This window comes from Pseudomonas citrullilanati, from assembly GCF_030580855.1.
GTDB lineage: Bacteria > Pseudomonadota > Gammaproteobacteria > Pseudomonadales > Pseudomonadaceae > Aquipseudomonas > Aquipseudomonas citrulli.
In genome coordinates this window covers 1-3,061 of the sequence record NZ_JAUQOP010000085.1, presented here as the reverse complement: position 1 = coordinate 3,061, position 3,061 = coordinate 1, and the positions used below count along the sequence as shown (strand labels likewise).

At 54.8% G+C, this 3,061-nt stretch carries 4 protein-coding genes and 3 tRNA genes; all 7 read left to right on the top strand.

From position 1 onward, the window contains the following. Window positions 1-199 precede the first annotated feature (199 nt). Window positions 200-1,156: a bifunctional biotin--[acetyl-CoA-carboxylase] ligase/biotin operon repressor BirA gene (birA, locus tag Q6A48_RS25845; RefSeq protein ID WP_304557304.1), complete on the top strand. Its 957-nt coding sequence runs from the start codon at window positions 200-202 to the stop codon at window positions 1,154-1,156. Then, complete coding sequence (locus Q6A48_RS25840) at window positions 1,146-1,892, top strand: pantothenate kinase (RefSeq protein WP_304557303.1); 747 nt, start codon at window positions 1,146-1,148, stop codon at window positions 1,890-1,892. The genes birA and Q6A48_RS25840 overlap by 11 nt, the downstream gene beginning before the upstream one ends. A gap of 7 nt (window positions 1,893-1,899) precedes the next feature. Next, window positions 1,900-2,358: a hypothetical protein gene (locus Q6A48_RS25835; RefSeq protein WP_304557302.1), complete on the top strand. Its 459-nt coding sequence runs from the start codon at window positions 1,900-1,902 to the stop codon at window positions 2,356-2,358. A gap of 142 nt (window positions 2,359-2,500) precedes the next feature. Continuing rightward, window positions 2,501-2,585 (top strand) — tRNA-Tyr (locus Q6A48_RS25830). Between the two features lie 25 nt (window positions 2,586-2,610). Beyond that, window positions 2,611-2,684 (top strand) — tRNA-Gly (locus tag Q6A48_RS25825). Between the two features lie 26 nt (window positions 2,685-2,710). Beyond that, window positions 2,711-2,786: transfer RNA gene (locus Q6A48_RS25820), tRNA-Thr, on the top strand. An 85-nt stretch (window positions 2,787-2,871) separates the two neighbouring features. Beyond that, window positions 2,872-3,061, top strand: a 190-nt coding sequence (locus Q6A48_RS25815) for a GTP-binding protein (RefSeq protein WP_239692276.1), incomplete at its 3' end; no start/stop codon positions are given.

Sequence of the window (3,061 nt, the reverse complement as noted above, 5' to 3'; positions counted from 1 at the left end):
GAAGTGAAACGATGCATCGCCGATGGTAGTGTGGGGTTTCCCCATGTGAGAGTAGGTCATCGTCAAGATTAAATTCCGAAACCCCAATTGCGAAAGCAGTTGGGGTTTTGTTTTGCCCGCAGGAAAGGCATTTCGTGTTTCTATGCAACCGTCTTTCGCATGGCTATCATGCGGGCCTCATTGTCAGGGCGCAGTCCGCATGCTCACGTTGCTAAAACTTCTGAAGGACGGTCGCTTTCATTCGGGGCAGGCGCTGGGTGTTGCGCTGGGTATCAGTCGTAGTGCTGTCTGGAAACAACTGCAGCACCTGGAGGCAGAGTTGGGCCTGTCGGTTCATAAGGTTCGAGGCAGGGGATACCAGTTGGCCAAGCCGCTGACGCTCCTGGATGCTGCACAAATCAGGGCAAAGGGCCTCGACGAGTGGCCTGTCCATGTATTCGATTCCATCGACTCCACCAATGCCGAGGCACTACGTTTCATTGAGCGCGGGTCCGAGGCGCCGTTCCTGATCCTCGCTGAGCGGCAGATAGCGGGTCGCGGTCGTCGCGGTCGCAAGTGGGTCAGTCCGTTTGCTGAAAACCTCTATCACAGTCTGGTAATGCGCATTGATGGTGGCATGCGTCAGATCGAAGGGCTCAGCCTCGTCGTCGGGCTTGCGGTCATGCACACATTGCGTGACATGGGAATTGTGGAAGCAGCGTTGAAATGGCCTAACGATGTCCTGGTGGGTGACAAGAAAATCGCTGGCATCCTGCTTGAGTTGGTCGGAGATCCGGCGGATGTTTGCCATGTTGTCCTGGGTGTAGGAATCAACGTGAATATGCAGTCGACTGATGAAGTCGATCAACAATGGACGTCCATGAGTCTGGAGTCAGGCCGGGATTTTGATCGGAATGAGCTGGTGGCTCGATTGGGCGCGAAACTTCAGCAGTATCTCAAGCGCCATCACGAGGCGGGTTTTGCTGCGATCCAGTCGGAGTGGGAGAGGTATCACTTGTGGCAGGGGCGCGCGGTATCGCTCATTGCTGGAGTCAATCGAATCGATGGCGTGGTCATGGGAATCGATCACCAGGGTGCGCTGCGTTTGAAGGTGGATGGTGTGGAAAAAACATTTAGCGGCGGTGAGCTCAGCTTGAGGTTGCGTGATGATTCTTGAGCTTGATTGCGGCAATAGCTTTATCAAGTGGCGCGTCCTTCGTGCCGATGCGGTAACGCCTGTCGACGGTGGTGTTGTCAGCTCGGATAACGATCTATTGGTGAGCCTGGATGCCGAAAAATTCCAACTGAAAAAATGCCGGCTTGTGAGCGTTCGTACGTCAGATGAGACTGATTCGCTGGTTGCCCGTTTGGTGGCTGCATTTGGCGTATCCGTGGTTCGTGCCGTGCCCACTCGTGAAATGGCGGGCGTGAAGAATGGCTATGAAGATTTTGAACGGTTGGGACTCGATCGATGGCTGGCCTTGCTCGGTGGATACCATCTTGCTGCAGGCGCATGCTTGGTGCTTGATTTCGGTACGGCAATCACGGCCGATTTCGTGGCGGCAGATGGCGCGCACCTCGGAGGGTTCATCTGCCCTGGCATGCCGTTGATGCGTAACCAACTGCGTACCCACACTCGACGCATTCGCTATGACGACACGGCCGCCGAACGAGCCCATGAAAGCCTCGCTCCGGGTCGTGCGACGGTCGAAGCCGTGGAGCGTGGTTGCATGCTGATGCTCAGGGGATTTGTCCTCACCCAGCTTGAACTGGCCCGACAGTATTGGGGGCAGGACTTCGTGGTGTTCCTCACTGGGGGGGACGCCAATCTTGTTTCCGGCGTTGTCCCTGATGCCAGGGTGGTGCCTGACCTGGTTTTTGTCGGGTTGGCGATGGCCTGCCCTTTGTCCTGAGGTTTCTATGCGCTGGCTGTTTCTGTTATTGCTGGTTTTGAATGTCTTCTACTACGTCTGGCATCAGCAGGAGGCCCCGCTCCGCGCCAAGGATGTCACGCCGTTGAGTTTGTATCGCGGCTCCCAGCAAGATATCCATCTCTTGAGTGAAACGGCGGATGCGTTAGCCAGGCGTGAGTCTGGAAGCGCTGGGGAGACGCAAAGGACTACATGCGTTTACCTGGGTGGTTTGGTGCGTCCTGAAATGGCCAGGCAGTTGGAGCAGCGGCTGGCAGCTGCGGGTGTCGTGGCTCGCCCTGTTGCGTTAGGGGTGCAAAACTCTCCTGAAAATACGGGTTCCTGGGTTCAGGTTTCGCCAGACAGCGCTGCGAAGGTGAGTGAAACACTGGTGCAAAACCTTTCTAAAGAATTCAATGAGTTAAAACATAAAATAATGCCTTGCGAGGGGGTTGCACCCGCTGGGTAGTTTGCATAGAATGGCGCCCGCTTCGCAGTGAAGACCTTTAACGGTCAGCCCGGCGAAGCGTAGTCAACGCAGCTAACCTCAGGTTTTTAATGAGAAAATGCTTGACAGAAGGCTGGCATGATATAGAATGCCGGCTCGCTTAGGAGGGGTTCCCGAGCGGCCAAAGGGATCAGACTGTAAATCTGACGTCTACGACTTCGAAGGTTCGAATCCTTCCCCCTCCACCAGTTTCTAGCGTGAGCTGCAGGCTCCGCGGGTATAGTTTAGTGGTAGAACCTCAGCCTTCCAAGCTGATGATGCGGGTTCGATTCCCGCTACCCGCTCCAAACTTGCAGGTTATGCAAAGTGTTTCGCTCTTGTAGCTCAGTTGGTAGAGCACACCCTTGGTAAGGGTGAGGTCAGCGGTTCAAATCCGCTCAAGAGCTCCATCTAACAAGGCAGATATGAAAATATCTGCCTTTGTTTTAATGGCTTGTGTGACTCGCTAAATTTCTTCTCCTAAGGGTGATTTCGATGGCTAAGGAAAAGTTCGAACGTAATAAGCCGCACGTCAACGTGGGTACCATTGGTCACGTCGACCACGGTAAAACCACTCTGACCGCTGCTCTGACCCGTGTCTGCTCCGAAGTTTTCGGTTCGGCTCGTGTTGACTTCGACAAGATCGACAGCGCCCCGGAAGAGAAAGCTCGTGGTATCACCATCA

Coding starts and splice junctions, on each gene's coding strand:
- birA (WP_304557304.1), top strand. CDS start 200: ATGCTCACGTTGCTAAAACTTCTGAAGGACGGTCGCTTTCATTCGGGG.
- Q6A48_RS25840 (WP_304557303.1), top strand. CDS start 1,146: ATGATTCTTGAGCTTGATTGCGGCAATAGCTTTATCAAGTGGCGCGTC.
- Q6A48_RS25835 (WP_304557302.1), top strand. CDS start 1,900: ATGCGCTGGCTGTTTCTGTTATTGCTGGTTTTGAATGTCTTCTACTAC.